The sequence below is a fragment of the Ralstonia insidiosa genome (assembly GCF_008801405.1).
Classification (GTDB): Bacteria; Pseudomonadota; Gammaproteobacteria; order Burkholderiales; family Burkholderiaceae; genus Ralstonia; species Ralstonia insidiosa.
In genome coordinates, this window is sequence record NZ_VZPV01000001.1 from 1,435,825 (window position 1) to 1,454,645 (window position 18,821).

Below are 18,821 nucleotides of genomic sequence, written 5' to 3' on the forward strand. Positions count from 1 at the left end.
GTCCCCCGTTTTTTATTGCGCAATACCTGGGCTCACGCGGGTTGGGCCCACGGCGAGCGGATGTCTGCGAGGAATCGCTGCGCACGCGGATGCTGTGGGCGCAGGAAGAAGTCTTCGGGTTTGGCGCGCTCCAGCACCTGGCCCTGATCCATGAAGATCACGCGGTCGGCCACTTCGCGCGCGAAGCCCATTTCGTGCGTCACGCAGACCATGGTCATGCCGTCGCGGGCAAGGTCCTTCATCACCAGCAGCACTTCGTTCACCATCTCCGGGTCCAGCGCGGAGGTCGGCTCGTCGAACAACATCACCGGCGGTTTCATGGCCAGCGCACGGGCAATTGCCACGCGTTGTTGCTGCCCGCCTGAGAGCGCGCCTGGGTAGGCGTCGGCCTTGTGCGGCAGACCCACGCGTTCCAGCAGACGCATCGCAAAGTCGCGCGCTTCCTGCGGCAGCATGCGCTTAAGTTGCACTGGTGCCAGCGTGCAGTTCTGCATGACCGTCAGGTGCGGAAACAGGTTGAACTGCTGGAACACAAAGCCGATGCCGCTGCGCAGAACGTTCACGTTCACGCCGTGTGCATGCACGTCTTGCCCGTTGACGATGATGCGGCCTTTCTGGATCGGCTCCAGCCGGTTCAGCGTGCGGATCAGCGTTGACTTGCCCGAGCCCGACGGCCCGCACACCACCACAACCTCGCCCTGGGCGACGGTTTCATTGATGTCGACGAGGGCGTGATACTCGCCGTACCACTTGTCGACGTGTTCGATCGTAATCATGTTCATGGTTTGGATGGAGCGTGTGCGGCAAGGCGCCGCTCCAGGAAGAACGCCACGCGGGTCAGGCTGAAGCACATCACGAAATAGCTGATCGCCAGCAGGCCGTAGACCTCGGCAGACTTGACCATGACGGCCGTGCTGATCTGCCCCGCCACGAACGACACCTCGGGCAGGCTGATGATGTAGCCGAGCGAGGTCTCCTTGATGGTGGAGACGAGCTGGTTGACCAGCGACGGCAGCATGTTGCGCAGTGCCTGCGGCAGGATCACGCGCTGCATTGCCTGCATATATGACAGACCGAGTGAGCGGGCGGATTCCATTTGCCCACGAGGCAGAGCCTGGATGCCGGCGCGGACGATCTCCGCCAGATAGGCACCGTCAAAGATCACCAGCGCGGTCAGCATGGTGCTGAACTGGTCTGTACGCTGGCCGGTGATGGTGGGCAGCAGGAAGTACGCCCAGAAGATCACCATCAGCAGCGGTGTACCGCGCACCACGTAGACGAGCGCTGTGGCCGGCCAGCGCAGCACGGCAAACGGGCTCACGCGGCACAGGCCCAGCACGATGCCCACCGGCAGTGCCAGAACAAGGCCCGCCGACGCCAGCAGAAAGGTCAGTGCCAGACCGCCCAACGGGCCGTTCGGATACTGGCCGATCAGGTAGTAAACGCCGTAGGTTTGAATGAGGTCGAGCATGGCTACAGCGTCCGCACAGGATAGCGATGCTGATACCAGGCGGAGAACACCGTGATCGCAATCGAAATGGTCAGGTAGGCCGCCGTGGCAAACGCAAACGCTTCAAAGCCGCGGAAGGTGGCGGACTCCACCTGTTGTGCCTGGTACATCAGCTCAGCCACGCCGATCACCATGGCGATGCTGGAGTTCTTCCATAGGCTCAGCGTTTGGCTGACCAACGGTGGCACGGTCACGCGCAACGATTGCGGCAGCACCACGAGCCGCATCGCCTGAAGGAAAGAAAGGCCGAGTGCGCGGCTGGCTTCCAACTGCTCCTTCGGGATCGATCGGATGCCGCTGCGGATGTCTTCCGCCATATAGGCGGCCGTGTAGAGCACGAGCGCAATGACGGCGCTCGCGGCTTCGTAGTTCAGGCTATAGAGCCAGTCCTTGATGAACTGCGGCAGGATCTGCGGCGCGCCGAAATACCAGAACAGCATGTGCGCAAGCAGCGGCACGTTGCGGATGGCTTCAACGTAGGTCTGGCCGATGGCGCGCAACGGTGCGGCCGGTGCCAGGCGCAGCAGCGCCACCACGATCGCAAGCGGCAACGCCAGCACGAAGGCCAGCAGCGATAGCTTGATCGACAGGAAGAAGCCGCTGACAAGCCACTGGTGATACTGCCCCGAGAGCAGCATCGACAAATCAAATTGGGGCATGGAGTTTCATACCGCCCGGCCGAGGTTGAAACCCCGGTCCGGGCGGCCCGACTTGTAGTTAGTCGATCTTGTCGGTGGAAATCTTGAAGGTGCGCTGCGGGAAGGCCATCTTCGTGGTCGGGCCGAACCACTTGTCGAACAGCTTTTGTGCTTCGCCGCTCTTTTCCATGCCCAGCAGCACGTCGTCAACCTGCTTCTTGAAGGCCGGCTCCCCCTTGCGGATGCCCAGCGCGAGGTGCTCGGTCGACAGGTTCTGCGGCAGGAGCGCGTAGTCCTTGGCCACCGGGCCCATCTTGGCCATGTTGCCGATCAGCGTGGTCTCGTCGTTCACGTAGGCGACGCCCTTGCCTTGTTGCAGGGCCAGCAGCGCTTGCGGGCTGTTGTCGAACGAGACGACATCGGCATTCTTGATGGTCTTGGCGATGTTGGCTTCCATGGTGGAGCCCTTGACCGTCAGGAGCTTCTTGCCGTCGAGCTGGGCAAGCGACGTGATGCCGCTGTCCTTCTTGACCATGGCCTTCTGGCCGGTGATGAAGGTCGACACCGAGAAGTCGATCTGCGCCTCGCGCTCCTTGTTGTGCGTGAGCGACGCGGCCAGCAGATCCACGCGGCCTTGCTGCAGCTCGGGCAGGCGTGCGGCCACGGCCAGTTGCTTGAGCACGGGCTTCACGCCGATGCTCTTGGCCACGGCGTCGCACATATCGACGTCGTAGCCGACGATCTCGCGGCTCATCGGGTCTTTCAGGAAGCTGAACGGCTCATCGGTGCCGAGCACGCCGCAGACGAGTTCACCTTTCTTCTTGATGTCGGCGAGCTGGTCGGCATGGGCAATCGTGGCGACCAGGGTGGCGGCGGCCAGGACGGCAGCGCCGGCAACTTGTGTCAGACGTCGGTTTGTTTTCATCGGATTTCCTCCTTGACGACTTGGATGGGTGGCAGTGCGTGAATCAAGATCGACCGCGAGCATACAGGCGTGCGACAAGCTTGGCTGCTCGCTATCCGGATAACCATATGACGGCAGCGCAAGCCGCCCAACTATAGACCATGCGGACTGGCACAAACGCAGGCTGGAAAACGGGTTGGGACGAATTGCACGGGCGGGCTTACGGGTTGTCGGCAACGCTGGCTGAGGTGGCTCAAATGCAGGCGCGGCAGGATTGAGGCACGGCGTGCTTGTTATGGAAAGAAGACATGGGTTCCCATTAATGACATGGCAACCGACCCGGCTCCATCGGGGGATTCCCGGTGCCGTGCGCTGGTCTTACAGGGCGCCGCAGATGGTTTCGTTGATGGGCACGTCGCCGACCATCTCATGGTCGTTGCCGCGATAGCGGTAGGCCAGGCTCAGGCCCAGGCGCGTCAGGATGCGTACGTCGCCGTTGTTGCAGATGTTCTTCTGCAGGATCGGCACGAAGTTCAGCCGGAAACCCTGCGACGCAGCCGAGTGCGCCGCATAGTTGGTCAGCGTGATGAGGAAGACGAGATTCTTCTTCTGCGCCAGCGTGCATTGCACAAGCGCAGTCTCCCGGTCGAGCGGGATGGGGGTGAAACGGTTGATTTCCGTGCAAGCCTGGGTGAGCGCCCGATCGGTATTGCGGGCGGGGCCGGTGAGGGCAGGCACGCCGGCGGCAGCGGTGCTGCGGCCGGTGGCGGCACCGACCAGCATGCGTGCCAGCGGAGTCAGCTCTTGCAGGGCAGAAGCTCCGGCCGAGGACTGCGATTGTGCCCACAGGGGGCTGGCCAGCAACGGCAGGGCAATCGCCAGGGCGCGCGCAGCGCTTGCCCGACCACTCGTCTGACGGCAACGCAGGCGGCCTTTCACATCCAGACCGATCCGAATGGCGGCGTGTTGAGTCACAGACATCCTCTTTGCCCACGAAGCGACAATTTTATTGAAAAAAACGCCGGGATGCGAGGCGCCTAATGCACCCAATCGCACGCAACTTGCTTGCGATCAGGTCCGCACACGCACCATGGCCGAGATGCGCTCGGCCGCTGCCTGCAATGGTTCGAGAAACTGCTTGGTCATCTGCTTGGCTGACGTACGGTTGGCCTGCCCGCTGATGTTCATGGCGGCGATGATATCGCCCGCCCGATTGCGGATCGGCGCTGACAGCGAGATCAGCCCTTCCTCCAACTCCTGGTCAACCAGCGCCCAGCCCTGCTGGCGCACGCCGGCAATGACCGCCTTCAAGGCATCGACTTCGGTGACGGTGCGCTGCGTGCGCGCGCGGCGGTCGGATTCGCGCAGCACGATGTCGAGCCGGTCTTCCGGCAGGCCGGACAGCAGCACGCGCCCCATCGACGTGCAGAACGCCGGCAGGCGGCTGCCGACCGCCAGGTTCAACGCGATGATCTTCTGCGTGGGCACGCGCAGCACGTACACGATTTCCGTGCCATCGAGCACCGAGGCGGAGCAGCTCTCATGCACCGTCTGCACCAGCTCTTCCATCACCGGCTCGGCGAGGTTCCAGAACGGCATCGAGGTGAGATAGGCGAAACCTAGGTCGAGAATCTTGGGCGTGAGCCGGAACAGGCGCCCTTCAAAGCTGACGTAGCCCAGGCTCACCAGCGTTAGCAGGATGCGACGGGCGCCTGCGCGCGTGAGGCCGGTTGCTTCGGCAACTTCGGAGAGCGTCTGCTCGGGCCGCTCCGCATTGAAGGCGCGGATGACGGACAACCCGCGTGCGAAGGATTGCACGTAGGAATCGCTGGGTTTTTCGGCAGGAAGTTCGGCGGCGGACATGCAGAGAAGCGAAAGCGGAGTACTGACCTCAAGACTACTGATATTCCACAAGTTTCGCCACTCGAACGCCTGATCGCTATGCGTACGCCTTGACACGGCCGGGAGCCCGGGCGTAGATTAGTTCTTGGATCGAACGTGAGTTCGTATATCGAACAAAAGGGAGCGTGGGCCGGACAGCAAAGGCCTGTGTCGATCCAGTCATCAATCAGGAGACTCGCAGGCCGCGCGCTCGCGGCCCGGCCATTTGCGTGACTTGTGGCCCGCGATGCTCCGAGCGGCGCCAGGCGATCAAAATGCGTGGCGCCCCTGCCGGAGAATGCACGTGATCAACAAGATTTGTCCGTCTGTGGAGGCCGCGCTGGCCGATATCCCTGACGGTGCCACCATCATGATCGGCGGGTTTGGTACCGCTGGCATGCCCTCTGAGCTCATCGACGGGCTCATCGCCCACGGCGCACGTGACCTCACTATCATCAACAACAACGCCGGCAACGGCGAGACAGGCCTTGCCGCGCTGCTCAAGGCACGCCGTGTGCGCAAGATCATCTGCTCGTTCCCGCGCCAGGCCGACTCGTACGTGTTTGACGCGCTCTACCGCGCCGGCGAAATCGAGCTGGAGCTGGTGCCGCAGGGCAATCTGGCCGAGCGCATCCGCGCTGCGGGTGCTGGCATCGGTGGCTTCTTCTGCCCGACCGCGTACGGCACGCAACTGGCAGAGGGCAAGGAGACACGCATCATCGACGGCAAACCGTACGTATTCGAGCTGCCGCTGACCGCCGACTACGCGCTCATCAAGGCGCTGCGGGCGGACCGCTGGGGCAACCTCGTCTACCGCAAGACCGCGCGCAACTTTGGTCCGGTGATGGCCATGGCGGCCAAATGCACCATTGCGCAAGTCAGCGAGACAGTGGAGCTGGGCGCGTTGGACCCGGAGCACATCGTCACGCCCGGTATCTTCGTCAAGCGTGTCGTCCAACTCGGCAGCGCTGTACAAGCCAAGGAGGCCGCATGAGCGCCGAAGCAACCACCCAATTCAAGCGCTGGACGCGCGACCAGATCGCCACCCGCGTGGCGCGCGATATTCCCGATGGCTCCATCGTCAACCTCGGTATCGGCCTGCCGACGCTGGTGGCCAACCAGTTGCCTGCCGATCGCGAGATCATCCTGCACACCGAAAACGGTTTGCTCGGCATGGGCCCGGCACCCGCACCCGGTGACGAGGATGAAGACCTCATCAATGCGGGTAAGCAGCCCATCACCATCAAGCCTGGCGCGTCCTTCTTCCATCACGCCGATTCGTTTGCCATGATGCGAGGCGGCCATCTCGACTATTGCGTGCTCGGCGGCTTCCAGGTGTCGGCCACGGGTGATCTGGCCAACTGGCACACCGGTGCACCAGATGCGATTCCGGCCGTAGGCGGGGCAATGGATCTGGCCATCGGAGCCAAGCGGGTCTTTGTGATGATGGAGCACCAGACCAAGCAGGGCGACAGCAAGATCGTGCAAGCGTGCACGTACCCGCTGACGGGCGTCGGCTGTGTCGATACCATCTACACCGACCTTGCCGTGATCGACATCACGCCCGAGGGGCTGGTGGTGCGCGAGATGGCCGACGGCCTCGATTTTGAGTCGCTGCAGACGCTGACGGCCGCGCCGCTGCGTCGTTCATAACGCATACATTACTGGAGACAAACCACCATGACGCAAGCCTTTATCTGCGACGCCATTCGCACCCCCATCGGCCGCTACGGCGGCAGCCTGTCCGCCGTGCGCGCGGACGACCTGGGCGCGGTGCCCCTCAAGGCGCTGATGGCGCGCAATCCGCAGGTCGACTGGTCGGCCATCGACGACGTGATCTTCGGCTGCGCCAACCAGGCCGGCGAAGACAACCGCAACGTGGCGCGCATGTCGTCGCTGCTGGCCGGGTTGCCTGAGGGCGTGCCGGGTTCGACCATCAACCGGTTGTGTGGCTCAGGCATGGATGCCACCGGCACCGCCGCGCGCGCCATCCGTGCCGGTGAAACGTCGCTGATGATCGCCGGCGGTGTGGAGAGCATGAGCCGCGCACCGTTCGTGATGGGCAAGGCCGCGAGCGCTTTCTCGCGCGACGCCGCCATCTATGACACGACGATCGGCTGGCGCTTCATCAACCCGCTGATGAAGGCACAGTACGGCGTCGACTCGATGCCCGAAACCGCCGAGAACGTCGCCACCGATTACAACGTCAACCGCGAAGACCAGGACCGCTTCGCGCTACGCAGCCAGGCCAACGCCGCGCGTGCGCAGGAAGACGGCACGCTCGCGCAGGAAATTACCGCGGTGACGATTCCGCAGAAGAAGGGCGATGCCATTGTCGTGAGCCGCGACGAGCATCCGCGCGCAACCACCATGGAAGCGCTGGCCAAGCTCAAGGGCGTGGTGCGCCCGGACGGCACCGTCACCGCCGGCAATGCCTCGGGTGTGAACGACGGCGCCTGCGCGTTGCTGCTCGCCAACGAAGAATCGGCAAAACGCTTTGGCCTGACGCCGCGTGCGCGCATTGTCGGCATGGCTACCGCTGGCGTGCCGCCGCGCGTGATGGGGATCGGCCCGGCGCCGGCCTCGCAGAAGCTGCTCAAGCAACTGGGCCTGACGATCGATCAGATGGACGTGATCGAGCTGAACGAGGCGTTTGCCGCGCAAGGCTTGGCGGTCACACGCCAGCTCGGCTTGCGGGATGACGACCCGCGCGTCAACCCGAACGGCGGCGCCATCGCGCTGGGTCACCCGCTCGGCATGAGCGGTGCGCGCCTGGTGACGACGGCGATGTATCAACTGCATCGCACTGGCGGCCGCTATGCGCTGTGCACGATGTGCATTGGCGTAGGGCAGGGTATTGCGCTGGTGATTGAGCGCGTTTGATATCGCCATGACCAGCGGATTGTTCGATCGCGCGTTCTCCACGCCGGCCATGCTGGCGGTGTGGTCTGACGGGGCCACCGTGCGTGCGATGCTCGACGTAGAGGCGGCGCTTGCGCAGGCCGAAGGTGCGGTCGGCGTGATTCCGGCGGAAGCCGTCGCGCCGATTCGCGCGGTATGCGCTAAAGCGACGCTGGATCTGGAGGCACTTGGCGATGCGGCTGCCAGTGCGGGCAATCTCGCCATTCCACTGGTCAAGCAACTAACTGCCGCCGTCGCGCAGCACGACGAACACGCTGCACGCTACGTGCATTGGGGCGCCACCAGCCAGGACATCATCGACACCGGCCTGATGCTGCAGTGGAAGCAATCGGCCGCGTTGATCGAGGTGGATTTGCAGAAGCTGGCCGATGCGCTGGCCGCGTTGGCGCAGCGCCATCGCAACACACCGATGGTGGCGCGCACATGGCTGCAGCAGGCCCTGCCGACAACGTTCGGCCGCAAGGTCGCAGGCTGGTTGGAGGCGGTGCACCGCACGCAGGATCGCTTTGCCGCGTTGCGTGCGCATGTGCCGGCGCTGCAGTTTGGTGGCGCGGCGGGCACGCTCGCCAGCCTGGGTGAGCACGGCCGCGCTGTGGCGCAGGCGCTGGCGCATGAGCTTGATTTGCCGCTGCCCACGCTGTCGTGGCATGGCGAGCAGGATCGTGTGGCCGACATCGGTACGACGCTCGCACTGTTGACTGGCACGCTGGGACATTTCGCCCGCGATCTCTCATTGATGATGCAGACCGAGGTGGGCGAAGTTGCCGAGCCATCGGGTGCGGGGAAGGGCGGTTCTTCCACCATGCCGCACAAGCGCAACCCAGTTGGCTGTGCGACGGTGCTGGCTGCGGCCACGCGCATGCCCGGACTGGCGAGCACGCTGTTGTCTGCGCTGCCGCAGGAGCACGAGCGCGCGCTCGGCGGCTGGCAGGCGCAGTGGGCGACGCTGCGCGAGATGGTGTGCCTGGCCGCAGGCGCACTCGACCGCATGCGCGACATCGCCGAAGGCCTGCATGTCGATGCAGCACGTATGCGCGCCAATCTCGATCTCACACATGGCCTGATCCTCGGTGAGGCTGTGATGTTGGCACTGGGTGCAGACCTTGGCCGCCTGCAAGCGCACCACGTGGTGGAAGCCGCCAGCCGCAAGGCCGTACAAGACAACCGAACACTGCGCGACGTGCTGGCCCAAGACGCCGACGTCCTGCGCATCTGGGGCAGCGCCACGCCGCAACGGCTCGACGCGCTGCTCGATCCCACACACTACCTTGGCGACGCGGGCGCCGCTGTCGATCGCGTGCTGGCCGAGCACGCTCGCCGCCACCCCTGAACAAGACATCCACGGAGACGCCATGCCCTGGCTAGAACACGACAACGTCCGCCTGTATCACGAATTTGACGCCCCCCACGATACGAGCAAGCCGGTGCTGGTGCTGTCCAACTCGCTGGGCACCAACCTCGGCATGTGGGCGCCGCAGCTCGATGCATTGCGCAAGCATTTCCGTGTGCTGCGCTATGACCAACGGGGCCACGGCCAGACAAGCGTGCCGGAAGCGCCGTTCGGCGTCGCGCAGCTCGGTGGCGATGTGCTCGCACTGCTGGATCACTACGATATTGATCTGGCGCTGTTCTGCGGCCTGTCGATGGGCGGGCTGACGGGCCTGTGGCTGGCTGCGAATCACGGCGAGCGCTTCCCGCGCATGGTGGTGAGCAACACCGCGGCGCTGATCGGCACGCAGCAAAGCTGGAACACGCGCATCGCCCAGGTGGAGCAAGGCGGCATGGCCAGCGTGACCGAAACGGTGCTGGAGCGCTGGTTCACGCAGGGCTATCGCGACGCCGCGCCGGGCCGCGTCGACATCGTCAAAGCGATGCTGTTGTCCACGCCCGACGCTGGCTACAACGGCAACTGCGGTGCGATTCGCGATGCGGACCTGCGTGCGCAACTGCCGAACATCCGCGTGCCGATGCTGGTGATTGGCGGCACGCACGACATTTCCACGCCCGCCGCGCAGACCAAGCTCATCGCCGATGGCGTGCCGGGCGCGCAGTACGTGGAGCTTTCCGCCGGCCACCTCGCCAACTGGGAGCAGGCTGACGGCTACACTGAAGCGCTGGTCAGCTTCCTCACAACGGGCGTTGTGCGCGAGGCTACCCATGGATGATCGCGAACGCCATGCCGCCGGCATGCAGGTGCGCCGCGCCGTGTTGGGCGATGCCCATGTCGACCGTGCCAACGCTGCACAGACCGACCTCACCGCGCCGTTTCAGGACCTGATCACGCGCTATGCCTGGGGTGAGATCTGGACGCGCCCCGGCTTGCCGCGCCACACGCGCAGCCTGTTGACGATCGCGATGATGGTGGCGCTGGGCTGCGACGGCGAGCTACGTCTGCACCTGCGCGCCGCCTCCAATAACGGTGTCACACGCGACGAGATTCAGGAGACACTGTTGCAGACTGCCATCTATTGCGGTGTACCGGCCGCCAACCACGCCTTCCACCTCGCGCAGACCGTGTTTGCCGAGATGGACGCGGAAGCCGCCGGCAAGTAGGACAGTTCGTCTCGGGGGAGACGCCACGCAACACAGACCGGGCAAACTGGCCGCCGAGCCAGAACAGACCCCAAGGAGGAGACCCCATGCTCAGTGCATTGGGTGTGTTGTTTGACGGGCTGGCCTACGGCAGCCTGCTGTTCCTGATCAGCATCGGCCTGTCGGTCACGATGGGCCTGATGAACTTCATCAACCTTGCGCACGGCGCGTTTGCCATGGCGGGCGGCTACGTGTGTGTGGTGTTGATGAACCGACTCGGCGTGCCGTTCCTGGCGACGCTACCCATTGCTTTCCTTGTCACCGCGGCCATCGGGTTTGTGCTGGAGCGCACGCTGTACCGGCGGCTCTATCGTGCGAGTCCGCTGGATCAGGTGCTGTTCTCCATCGCACTCGTGTTTATGGCGATGGCAGGGGCGACCTATGTCTGGGGACCGGCGCAGCAGCCGGTTGAGTTGCCGGAGGTGCTGCGCGGGCAACTGAGCGTATTCGGCAGCGCGCTGGAGGTCGGGCGCTATCGGCTCTTCCTGATCGGCGTGGTGATCGTGCTGACGGTGCTGTTGGCCTGGCTGATCGAACGCACGCGCTTTGGTGCACAGGTGCGGGCGTCGGTGGACAACCAACAGGCCTCCGCCGGGCTGGGCATCAACGTGAGCCTGGTGTTCTCTGTCACGTTTGCACTGGGCTCCGGGTTGGCGGGTTTGGGTGGCGGCTTGGGCATCGACGTGCTCGGGCTCGATCCGTCGTTCCCGATCAAGTACATGGTGTACTTCCTGCTTGTGGTCGCGGTGGGGGGCGCGGGCTCCATCAAGGGGACGTTGTTGGCGGCGCTGGTGCTGGGCGTGTTCGACGTGGCAGGTAAGTACTACGTGCCGGAGATCGGCGCGTTTGTCATCTACGGGTTGATGGTGGTGCTGCTCGTGCTGTTTCCGAGCGGCCTGCTGGGGAGGCGCGCATGAGCGTGCTGCAACAGTTGATGCGTGCCTCACAGCCCGCAGAGTCCACACGGGTGCACGGCTTGCCCGATGCGCGCTGGTCGGCGCTGGAGATGGCATTCTGGTGCGTGCCGATCGCCGTGTTCTTCCTCTTTCCGGACTACCTGGTCTTCGGCAGCCAGGTGCTGATCGTGGGGCTGTTTGCGCTGTCGCTTGACCTGGTGCTCGGCTACGCGGGCATTGTGTCGCTGGGGCATGCAGGCTTCTTCGGGCTGGGCGCTTATACGGCAGGGCTGCTGGCGGCGCATGGCTGGGGTGAGCCGTTGACGGGGTTAGGCGCCGCCGCCATCGTCGCTGCGCTGGGGGGCTTCTGCGTGAGCTTCCTTGTCGTGCGCGGGCAGGATCTGACGCGGTTGATGGTCACGCTCGGTATTGGCCTGATGCTGTATGAAGCGGCCAACAAGATGGCATTCCTGACGGGCGGCGTCGATGGCCTCTCAGGCGTGACGATGAACAACCTGCTCGGTACCTTCGAGTTTGATCTGGCGGGCCGCACGGCCTACATCTACAGCCTTGTTGTGCTGTTTGCGGTGTTCGTGCTGCTGCGCAGGCTGGTGCGCTCGCCATTCGGGCTGTCGCTGCGCGGCATTCAGCAGGGGCCCAAACGGATGCCGGCGATTGGCGCCAACGTGCGCATGCGCCTAGTGGTTGCGTTCACGGTAAGCGCCGCGATTGCCGGTGTCGCCGGTGGGCTGCTCGCGCAGACTACGCAGTTTGTCGGGCTGGATTCGCTGGGCTTCTCGCGCTCGGCCGAGCTGCTGATCATGTTGGTGCTGGGCGGCGCGGGCCGGCTGTATGGCGCGCTGATCGGCGCGGCGGTGTTCATGGTGGCGCAGGACGTGCTCTCCGGTATCAACCCGGTCTACTGGCAGTTCTGGATTGGGCTGCTGCTGATGGTGATCGTGCTGTTTGCACGCGGTGGTCTGCTGGGTGGGCTGGAGGCGGCGGTTTCCGCCCTCAAGGCCTGGCGTGCCCGCAAAGGCGGTGCCGCATGAACGCGCCGACGATACATCCCACGCCAATGCTTAGCACGCGCGGTTTGTCCAAACGCTGGGGCGGCTTTCATGCCAACTCAGATATCTCGTTGTCGTTCGCGCCAGGAGCACGCCACGCGCTGATCGGCCCCAACGGTGCGGGCAAGACGACCTTCATCAATCTGTTGACCGGCGCGTTTGCACCCACCTCTGGACAGGTGTTGCTGGGCGATGAAGACATCACGCGCCTGCCCGCGCATCGGCGCGTCAAGCGCGGCATCACGCGTACGTTCCAGATCAACACGTTGTTCCCGGGGCTGACGGTATTGGAATCCGTGATGCTCGCCATCTTCGAGCGCACGGGCGTTGCGTGGCAATGGCATCGCACGGTTGCCGCACACAAGGAGGCGCGCGACGAAGCCATGGCGCTGCTGTGTCGCCTGCAGCTAGGCGCCGATGCGTTGGCACAAACGCATGCGTTGCCGTATGGCAAACAGCGGCTGGTGGAGATTGCGCTCGCGCTGGCCACGCAGCCGCGCATCTTGTTGCTTGACGAGCCCGCCGCCGGCATCCCGGCGGGGGAGAGCGCTGAACTGTTCGAGGTGATCGCCAGCCTGCCGCGCGACATCACCATCCTCTTCATCGAGCACGACATGAACCTCGTCTTCCGCTTTGCCGAGCGGATCAGCGTGCTGGTGGCCGGCCGCGTGCTGACTGAAGGCACGCCGCAGGAGATCGCCGCCGACCCACGCGTGCGCGAGGTCTACCTCGGGGAGGCTGAACATGCCTGAGTTGCTCGCGTTTGAGAACGTGACGGCCGGCTACGGCAACGCCATCGTGCTCGATGATGTGTCATTCACGCTGGAAGCGGGCGGCAGCCTTGCGCTGCTGGGTCGTAATGGCGTTGGCAAAACCACGCTGCTAAGCACGCTGATGGGCTTCACGCGTCTGCATGGTGGACGCATCCGCTGGCAAGGTACGGACATCGGCAAGGTGGCACCGCACCGCCGCGCGCGGGCAGGCCTTGGCTGGGTGCCGCAGGAGCGGTGGATGTTTCCGTCGCTGACGGTGGAAGAACATCTGACTGCCGTCGCACGGCCCGGCGCCTGGGATGTCGCGCGCGTGTACAAGACGTTCCCGCGTTTGCAGGAGCGGCGCCGCAATCTCGGCAATCAGCTGTCGGGCGGTGAGCAGCAGATGGTCGCCATCGCCCGCGCGCTGATGACGAATCCTGCACTGCTGTTGCTGGATGAGCCGATGGAAGGTCTCGCGCCGATCATCGTGCAGGAGCTCGGCCGCGCCATCCGTGCGCTGGTGGACGAGGGCGGCATGGCGGTGATTGTGGTGGAGCAGCATGCGCGCCTGGCGCTGGAGTTGACGCAGCGTGCACTGGTGCTCGATCGCGGGCGCATCGTCCACGCATCGAGCAGCGCCGATCTGCTTGCCGACAAGCCGCTGTTGCAGCGGCTTGTGGCAGTCGCCTGAGGCGGAAGACTGAATGCGGCTTACTTGCCCGGGTCCTTCACGTCGGCAAACTTGTCGAATTCGACGTTGTACAGCTCGTTGCCGACCTTCTCCACCTTGCGGATGTAGACGGTTTGCACCACATCGCGGGTGGCGGGGTCGATGGTGATTGGTCCACGCGGGCTATCGATCTTCATGCCCTTGAAGGCGGCCATCGCCTTCTCTCCATCGATCTTGCCGCCGAGCTTGTTGATCACGTCATAGATCGCGCTGATGCCGTCGTACGCGGCCACCGCCATGAAGTTGGGGCGGCCTGCACCGGGGTTGGCGTCGGCAAAGGCCTTCAGGAACGTCTTGTTCTGCGGCGAGTCGTGCGCCGCCGAGTAGTGGAACGACGTGATCACGCCCAGCGTCGAATCGCCCATTGCTGGCAGCACGTGGTCATCCGTCAGGTCACCCGTGGCGATGACCTTGATGCCGGCCTGCGCCAGCCCGCGTTCACGGAAGCCCTTCATGAACGCCACGCCTTGCTCGCCGGCCGGCAGGAAGACGAACACGGCCTGCGGCTTGGTGTCTTTCACGCGCTGGATGAACGGCGCGAACTCCGGATTGCGCAGCGGTACGCGCACGGCTTCCACCACCTGGCCGCCGCCTGCGGTGAAGGTCTGCTTGAAGGCATTCTCCGCGTCGATGCCGGGCGCGTAGTCGGCCACCACAGTCGCCACCTGCTTGATGCCGTTCTTCAGTGCCCACGAGGCGATCGGCGCGGAGATTTGCGGCAGTGTCATCGACACGCGCGTCACGTAATCCGACTTGGTGGTGATGGACGACGACGCAGCGTTGAAGATCACCATTGGCTTCTTGGCCTGCTGCGCGATGGGCGTCACGGCCAGCGCTTCCGGCGTGAGGCCGAAGCCGGCCAGGAAATCGACCTTGTCACGTACGACCAATTCCTGTGCGAGCCGCTTGGCGACATCCGGCACCGGGCCTGTCGTGTCCTTCATGATGATCTGCACCTGACGCCCACCGGCAGTGGTGCCATGCAGCTTCTGATACGCCTTGATGCCGTCTTCCATCTGCTTGCCATAGTCGGCGAAGGGACCGGAGAAGGGCGCAATCAGGCCGATCTTGATTGGCTCATCCGCGAAGGCGGGCAACGCGGTCATCAACGCACCAGCAACGGCAGTCAGCAGCAGCACACGACGTTTCATGAAGGTCTCCAAAGGTTGATCGGCAAGCGTGGGCCGGACACTCGGGGCAGTGGCGTCGCCTGCGCGTGGCGACGATCCTAAAGGCTTCGTGTTCGCATTGCAACCGAGTGTTCGTATAGTGAACGCGCGTCGTAAGGTCGCTACTTGGTGTGCTTGCGCTTGGCCGGTGCATGACCGGGCTCGCGCCATTCGTCGGCCTCGTCGTTGAACAGCGATGCCACCAGCGCGCGGAACCATTGGCTGCGTGCATCGTTGTGGAACTTGCGGTGCCAGTGCTGCTTGAGGTCGAAACTGGGCAACTCCAGCGGTGGCTCCATGACGCGGATGTTGGCGTGTGATTGCATGAACGACAGGCCTACCGCATGCGGCACCGTGGCAATCAAGTCCGTGCGCGCCAGGATGAACGGAATGCTCATGAAGTGCGGCGTGAGTAGTGTCGGTGTCCGGCGGATGCGCTTGCGCTCCAGAAAGCGCTCGTACAACTCCTGGCTGCGTCCTTCCGCACGCACCACGGCATGGCCGTACTCCAGGAACTGCGCCATCGACAGCTTGGTGTTGCCGCCGCGCGTGACCGGGTGGTCCGCCCGCACGATGCACGTGAAGTAGTGCGTGAACAGCCGCTGCTGGAAGAAGTTGTTCTTCTTCAGGTCAGGAAAGTAGCCCACGGCCAGATCGAGCGCGCCGGTCTCCAGCGCACGCTCGATCTGTGCCGGTGGAAGCGACACGGACTGCACCGAGGCCCCGGGTGCCTCTCGCGCCATCGCCTCGATAATGCGGGGCAGGAACACCATCTCGCCCACGTCCGACAGGGCAATCGAAAACAGGTGCGTGGTGGTGGCCGGATCGAACGCGCTCGTCTCCAGAATGCCCTGCTGTACGCGGGCCAGCACATCCCGTGCGGCGGGAATGAGCGCCAGCGCGCGCGGTGTCGGTTCCATGCCGCGCGAGGTGCGCACGAACAGCGGGTCATCGAACACCGTGCGCAGCTTGGCCAGCGCCGTGCTCACGCCTGGCTGGCTCATGCCGAGCTGCTGTGCGGCCATGCTCACGCTGCGTGCGTCGTGCAGTGCCAGCAGGATCGGCAGCAGGTTCAGGTCAAAGTCGGGCAGCGTGGACATGGCACTCACACTATCGGAATGGGCGATAAAGTTTATCGCCGATATTGCATTGTGCGATATCAGGGTGCGGGCCAACAATGCTTGCCAGAACGATTTCAATCCGTCTGGAGACAACCACCATGCGCACCCAGGTCGCCATCATCGGCGCGGGCCCCGCGGGCCTGCTGCTCGGGCAGCTTCTGCATCGCAACGGCATCGATGCGGTCATCCTCGAAACCAGGAGCCGCACGTACGTGGAAGAGCGCATCCGCGCCGGCGTGCTGGAGCAAGGCACGGTCGACATGCTCAATGAAGCCGGTGTGGGTGAGCGCATGCGCCGCGAAGGGCTGGTGCACCGTGGCATCGACCTGCTGTTTGGCGGCAAGCGGCATCGTGTTGACCTGACGGCGATGTCAGGCGGGCGCTCCATCACCGTGTATGGGCAGCACGAGGTGGTGAAGGATCTGATTGCCGCACGCGTGGAGCAGGGCGCACCGCTGCTGTTCGAGGTGAGCGATGTGTCGGTGCATGACATCGAGTCCGCCACACCCTCGGTGCGCTTCATGCACGAAGGTGTGCCGCAAACGCTGCAGTGTGATTACATCGCCGGCTGTGATGGCTTTCACGGCATCTGCCGTCCGGCGATCCCAGCACAGCGGCAGGCCGTGTTCGAGCGTGTCTACCCGTTTGCGTGGCTGGGCATTCTGGCCGAGGCTGCGCCCGCAGCCGAAGAGCTGATCTACGCAAGCCATGACCGTGGCTTCGCGCTGTTCAGCATGCGTTCGCCCAAGATCACGCGGCTCTATCTGCAATGCAAGCCGGACGAGAACCTCGCTGAATGGTCCGACGCACGTATCTGGGATGAACTCCACACGCGCCTGGAAAACAACGACGGCTGGCACCTCAAGGAAGGCGCGATCCTGCAGAAGAGCGTGACGCCGATGCGCAGCTTTGTGTGCGAGACGATGCAGTACGGCCGCCTGTTCCTGGCGGGTGACGCGGCGCATATCGTGCCGCCCACCGGTGCCAAGGGCATGAACCTGGCCGTGGCCGACGTGCGCGTGCTGGCGCAGGCGCTCACGGCGCGTTACCAGCAGAACGACGCGACGCAACTGGCCGGCTATTCAGAGCGTTGCCTGCAGCGCATCTGGCGTGCGGAGCATTTCTCGTGGTGGATGACGTCGATGCTGCATCGCTTTGATGACCACACGCCGTTCATGCAGCGGCTGCAGCGCGCCGAGCTGGAATACGTGACGACCTCGCCGGCCGCGGCGCGCGTGCTGGCCGAGAATTACGTCGGCCTGCCGTTTGCGTCATTGGCCGACGCGCCAGCGAGGGCGTTGAACGCAGCGGGTAACGTCAGTAGTTCCAGGGCGGCGTAGTCGTCGGCTTGGACAAAGCGATGCGCGACACCAGCGGACGGAAGCCCAGGTTGCGAGAGGTGGTGTAGACCTGCTGCGCGTTGGCGGTTTTCAGGGCGTAGTCGATCGTGAAGACGGGCAGGCCGCCCGCACAGTGCTTCTGCAACTGCTCAATGGCCCATTGGGTGTCTGCGGCAGGTGGCGCTTGATCACCGCCGGCCGGGTCGCTCCAGGCCACACCCGCGTCGCCGCCAAACCACGTGTCTTCCTGCGAGATGGCATCGAGGTTAGGCAGTAGTTGTGCCGCGCCCACGGCATCGATGAGTTCCGGCGCGTTCTGCTGGATCACCGCAAACTGTGGGTTGATGGCGCGGCCCGCGGCACGGATCTTCGCAATGAAATCGACCATGGCCTTGGCCGGATTCACACCGGCTTTCTTTGCAGCGGCAACCACTGTCGCGTTGGTGTAGCCCTCCACCCAATCCAGATAGACGCCGTCAAAGCCTTCGCGCGCGAGTTGCGCCACTGCACCGTTGGGGCCTAGCCACAGGTCTTGCCAACGCGGGTCCCAATAGGCCACCGGATAGTCGCCCGCCCAACCGTCCGGGTCGATGGTCAGGATGAAGTTGGGGACACCGGGCCCCGTTGAGGTGGGGGGCGTCCAGTCGGTGGTCCAGTAGGTGCGGAAGTCTTCCGCCTGCCCGATGTCGATGTAGGCGATGACCTTGCGCGGCGAGCCGTCTGCCTTGGTATGCAGTCGCGCTACCATGCCGGCCGTGTTGAATGCCTCTTGGCCCTTGACCGTGTTGCCGGCCTCGACAACGAGCATGTCGTACGGCTGGGCATCAAGCGCGTTGATCTGCGCGTCGGTTTGGAGGTTCTGCAACTGATACATCCACGTTTGCACGCCCGCGAGCGGCGATACGCTGTTTGCGCCGCACAAGGCAATAGCCGTGGCAGATGCTGGCGGCTTGGCGATGGTTGAGGTGGTTGTTGTCGCGGCCATGACGGATTGGAGGGGCAGAGAGGCGCTGCCATCATCGCCTCCGCAGGCGGAGAGCATGAGCGCAGAGCAGGCGAGTGCGAGAGCGGGGTTGGACATGCGCATGATTGGTCTTGAGAGAGAGGGATGACCTAGTGAAATGCTGCGGTCCTGCATGCGCGCGCTGTGGTATGCGTGAAACGTTTGCAGTAGCGCACGGCCAGCACGCTAGCACAGGCCTCCCTACGAAAGAGGGGTGGCATCCTGAAAGTTCTTAAGAACGGGTTTCGATCTGCTTGCCTGAGCAGATCGGGCAGGCGTACAAGCCTTCA

The 18,821-nt window shown here is 64.2% G+C and carries 20 protein-coding genes; 11 read left to right on the plus strand and 9 right to left on the minus strand.

The genetic code is table 11. The features are described 5' to 3' along the window. Positions 1-32: 32 nt before the first annotated feature. From F7R11_RS06920 to F7R11_RS06945, 6 genes are all read right to left on the minus strand, one after another. Positions 33-782, minus strand: a complete 750-nt coding sequence (locus F7R11_RS06920) for an amino acid ABC transporter ATP-binding protein (RefSeq protein ID WP_082932789.1) — start codon at positions 780-782, stop codon at positions 33-35. Next, positions 779-1,471, minus strand: a complete 693-nt coding sequence (locus F7R11_RS06925) for an amino acid ABC transporter permease (protein WP_064802196.1) — start codon at positions 1,469-1,471, stop codon at positions 779-781. The genes F7R11_RS06920 and F7R11_RS06925 overlap by 4 nt, the downstream gene beginning before the upstream one ends. 2 nt (positions 1,472-1,473) lie before the next feature. Continuing rightward, positions 1,474-2,169: an amino acid ABC transporter permease gene (locus F7R11_RS06930; RefSeq protein WP_021195164.1), complete on the minus strand. Its 696-nt coding sequence runs from the start codon at positions 2,167-2,169 to the stop codon at positions 1,474-1,476. A gap of 58 nt (positions 2,170-2,227) precedes the next feature. Then, positions 2,228-3,073: an ABC transporter substrate-binding protein gene (locus tag F7R11_RS06935; RefSeq protein ID WP_064802198.1), complete on the minus strand. Its 846-nt coding sequence runs from the start codon at positions 3,071-3,073 to the stop codon at positions 2,228-2,230. Between the two features lie 357 nt (positions 3,074-3,430). After that, positions 3,431-4,033, minus strand: coding sequence for a hypothetical protein (locus F7R11_RS06940; RefSeq protein ID WP_021195162.1), 603 nt, complete (start codon positions 4,031-4,033; stop codon positions 3,431-3,433). A gap of 90 nt (positions 4,034-4,123) precedes the next feature. Continuing rightward, the gene (locus F7R11_RS06945) at positions 4,124-4,915 is read right to left on the minus strand and encodes an IclR family transcriptional regulator (RefSeq protein ID WP_064802200.1); all 792 of its coding nucleotides are present in this window, start codon (positions 4,913-4,915) and stop codon (positions 4,124-4,126) included. Positions 4,916-5,237: 322 nt separating this feature from the next. Here F7R11_RS06945 and F7R11_RS06950 point away from each other — a divergent pair, with 322 nt between their 5' ends. The 10 genes from F7R11_RS06950 to F7R11_RS06995 all read left to right on the plus strand — a co-directional run bounded on the left by F7R11_RS06950 (position 5,238) and on the right by F7R11_RS06995 (position 13,859). Then, positions 5,238-5,927, plus strand: coding sequence for a 3-oxoacid CoA-transferase subunit A (locus tag F7R11_RS06950; RefSeq protein ID WP_064806205.1), 690 nt, complete (start codon positions 5,238-5,240; stop codon positions 5,925-5,927). After that, positions 5,924-6,586 carry a CoA transferase subunit B gene (locus F7R11_RS06955; protein ID WP_064802202.1) on the plus strand — a complete coding sequence of 221 codons (663 nt, stop codon included), beginning with the start codon at positions 5,924-5,926 and terminating at the stop codon, positions 6,584-6,586. Before F7R11_RS06950 ends, F7R11_RS06955 begins: the two co-directional genes overlap by 4 nt. Before the next feature lie 27 nt (positions 6,587-6,613). Further along, positions 6,614-7,816: a 3-oxoadipyl-CoA thiolase gene (gene pcaF, locus F7R11_RS06960; protein ID WP_021195158.1), complete on the plus strand. Its 1,203-nt coding sequence runs from the start codon at positions 6,614-6,616 to the stop codon at positions 7,814-7,816. Between the two features lie 7 nt (positions 7,817-7,823). Continuing rightward, positions 7,824-9,185 carry a 3-carboxy-cis,cis-muconate cycloisomerase gene (locus F7R11_RS06965; RefSeq protein ID WP_064806207.1) on the plus strand — a complete coding sequence of 454 codons (1,362 nt, stop codon included), beginning with the start codon at positions 7,824-7,826 and terminating at the stop codon, positions 9,183-9,185. 22 nt (positions 9,186-9,207) lie between these two features. Next, positions 9,208-10,020, plus strand: coding sequence for a 3-oxoadipate enol-lactonase (gene pcaD, locus F7R11_RS06970; RefSeq protein ID WP_064802204.1), 813 nt, complete (start codon positions 9,208-9,210; stop codon positions 10,018-10,020). After that, the gene (gene pcaC, locus F7R11_RS06975; protein WP_064802206.1) at positions 10,013-10,408 is read left to right on the plus strand and encodes a 4-carboxymuconolactone decarboxylase; all 396 of its coding nucleotides are present in this window, start codon (positions 10,013-10,015) and stop codon (positions 10,406-10,408) included. The genes pcaD and pcaC overlap by 8 nt, the downstream gene beginning before the upstream one ends. An 86-nt stretch (positions 10,409-10,494) precedes the next feature. Then, positions 10,495-11,364 (plus strand): branched-chain amino acid ABC transporter permease, encoded by an 870-nt coding sequence (locus F7R11_RS06980; protein WP_064802209.1) that lies wholly within the window; start codon positions 10,495-10,497, stop codon positions 11,362-11,364. Then, complete coding sequence (locus F7R11_RS06985; RefSeq protein ID WP_064802211.1) at positions 11,361-12,395, plus strand: branched-chain amino acid ABC transporter permease; 1,035 nt, start codon at positions 11,361-11,363, stop codon at positions 12,393-12,395. Before F7R11_RS06980 ends, F7R11_RS06985 begins: the two co-directional genes overlap by 4 nt. Then, entirely contained in the window at positions 12,392-13,165 is a 774-nt protein-coding gene (locus tag F7R11_RS06990) for an ABC transporter ATP-binding protein (RefSeq protein ID WP_064802213.1), read from the plus strand. The genes F7R11_RS06985 and F7R11_RS06990 overlap by 4 nt, the downstream gene beginning before the upstream one ends. Then, complete coding sequence (locus F7R11_RS06995; protein WP_021195151.1) at positions 13,158-13,859, plus strand: ABC transporter ATP-binding protein; 702 nt, start codon at positions 13,158-13,160, stop codon at positions 13,857-13,859. The genes F7R11_RS06990 and F7R11_RS06995 overlap by 8 nt, the downstream gene beginning before the upstream one ends. A 20-nt stretch (positions 13,860-13,879) precedes the next feature. Here F7R11_RS06995 and F7R11_RS07000 read toward each other — a convergent pair whose 3' ends face one another. Both F7R11_RS07000 and F7R11_RS07005 read right to left on the minus strand, forming a co-directional pair. Continuing rightward, positions 13,880-15,049, minus strand: a complete 1,170-nt coding sequence (locus F7R11_RS07000) for an ABC transporter substrate-binding protein (RefSeq protein ID WP_064802216.1) — start codon at positions 15,047-15,049, stop codon at positions 13,880-13,882. Between the two features lie 140 nt (positions 15,050-15,189). Then, positions 15,190-16,167 (minus strand): LysR family transcriptional regulator, encoded by a 978-nt coding sequence (locus tag F7R11_RS07005; RefSeq protein ID WP_064802218.1) that lies wholly within the window; start codon positions 16,165-16,167, stop codon positions 15,190-15,192. Between the two features lie 119 nt (positions 16,168-16,286). Between F7R11_RS07005 and pobA the strand changes: the two genes are divergently transcribed. Then, on the plus strand, positions 16,287-17,528 hold the full coding sequence (gene pobA, locus F7R11_RS07010; RefSeq protein WP_064802221.1) for a 4-hydroxybenzoate 3-monooxygenase: 1,242 nt from the start codon (positions 16,287-16,289) through the stop codon (positions 17,526-17,528). On the opposite strand, the gene F7R11_RS07015 is transcribed toward pobA, so the two are convergent. Continuing rightward, positions 17,506-18,615, minus strand: coding sequence for a glycoside hydrolase family 191 protein (locus F7R11_RS07015; protein ID WP_064802223.1), 1,110 nt, complete (start codon positions 18,613-18,615; stop codon positions 17,506-17,508). The genes pobA and F7R11_RS07015 overlap by 23 nt on opposite strands. Positions 18,616-18,821 lie beyond the last annotated feature (206 nt).